The 1,367-nt window shown below is 61.2% G+C and carries 1 protein-coding gene and 1 pseudogene; both read right to left on the reverse strand.

What is annotated here, in order from left to right; genetic code table 11:
- Window positions 1-1,034 (reverse strand): annotated as a pseudogene (locus EOA13_RS37065) (VirB4 family type IV secretion system protein); the annotation flags it as partial.
- Complete coding sequence (locus EOA13_RS37070; RefSeq protein WP_023720449.1) at window positions 1,031-1,324, reverse strand: VirB3 family type IV secretion system protein; 294 nt, start codon at window positions 1,322-1,324, stop codon at window positions 1,031-1,033. The gene EOA13_RS37070 and the pseudogene EOA13_RS37065, both read right to left, overlap by 4 nt.
- Window positions 1,325-1,367 lie beyond the last annotated feature (43 nt).

Below are 1,367 nucleotides of genomic sequence, written 5' to 3' on the forward strand. Positions count from 1 at the left end.
CGGTTGAGCCCGGTCATGTCCGGCGCCAAGGCCATGACGCTCATGTGATGTTGCCCGAAGACCACTTCGCCGCCGGCCAGCTTGTCGGCGCCGTCGTGGACGGAGTCCTCGACCGTCGTGCCCGCCTCGTCTGAACCCTCGACCTGGTTGGCGATGGTGTTGATCCTGCGCATCGCCGTTACACGGTCCTCGATCGCGAAACTCTGCGTCAGGACAAACTCATGTGGCAGGCGCAAGAGACCGTCCAATGAGCCCGGAGCTGTGAACGGTGGGTATTCCTTGATCGACACCATGGCGCCGAGCTTGCCTGCGTCCGGCCCGCGAAGTTCCAGCGCGGATTTGCCGAAAAACAGCTGTCGTGTCGCCAGCACATCGCCAAGGCTCATGCGCGGCAAAGGCATTTCCACGTCGAGGCCGCCGGCGAGGATCTTCGCCAAGAATTCCGCCGGCTCGGAAAAGAAGCTTTCGCGGCGTTTTACGACGCCGAGAAGACGCGCCCCATAAGCCGTGAAATCCTTGACGACGCCGTCGAGAACGTCACGCAATTCGGCCATCGCCTCTTCGCGGGTTTCCTCGCCCGCGGTACTTATGCGAAACGCATTGAGCGCCTTGTCCACCCAGCCGACGCGGCCGACCATCGGTCGGCGTATGACAGTCAGATACGCCTCGTTGACGAAAAGGTTTTTCGCCCCAAGCTCATCCATGTAGCGGGCGTCGAGCTCGGCCACGAAAGGATTGTCAAAGTCGCCTTCGATCTCAGGCGTCACGTGGCGGCGGATGATCGTCGTGTAGACCGCAAAGCGAGACGTCGAGAGATTGCGGAACGTCGTGTTGCGGTTGAACATTCGGCTGTTCAGCTCGGCCTGGTCCATCGTCTGGAACGGCAGGCCACTAAGCTGGATGACGCCGACCAGAAAGCCGCTCTTCGTCACGATCAGATTGTCATCGGCATGGCGAAGGTAAGGGATGTGCATCGCCGCGGGCTTTTCGCGGCGGCGCTCACGGCCAAATTTCAGGTCGGCATCGAGGCTCATGGCGAATAGCTCCTCGCCCCCCAGAAAGTAAGGTTCGCCACCGCTCCGCGTTTGGAGACGCGCCGCTCGAAAATATGAAACATGTAGGGGTCGCGCTGGCACAGATATGCGCTGACCAGATGCACCACGCCGAACACGCCAAGGCCGAGCATGAAGCTGCTCGTGGCGATAAAACCGATCACCGCCAGGATGCCGTTCAGGGCAAAAACCTCATATCGCACCCCCCATTTCATCGGGGGGCGTGTCAGCGGCAGGCTGACCGGCTCGACATAGACCTCCTCGTCGTCCATGTTTCAGCTGCCTCCGGCGGTAGCGCGAACCGCATCCACCAGC

This window comes from Mesorhizobium sp. M7A.F.Ca.US.011.01.1.1 (genome assembly GCF_003998295.1).
Taxonomy (GTDB): domain Bacteria; phylum Pseudomonadota; class Alphaproteobacteria; order Rhizobiales; family Rhizobiaceae; genus Mesorhizobium.

Coding starts and splice junctions, on each gene's coding strand:
- EOA13_RS37070 (WP_023720449.1), bottom strand. CDS start 1,324: ATGGACGACGAGGAGGTCTATGTCGAGCCGGTCAGCCTGCCGCTGACA.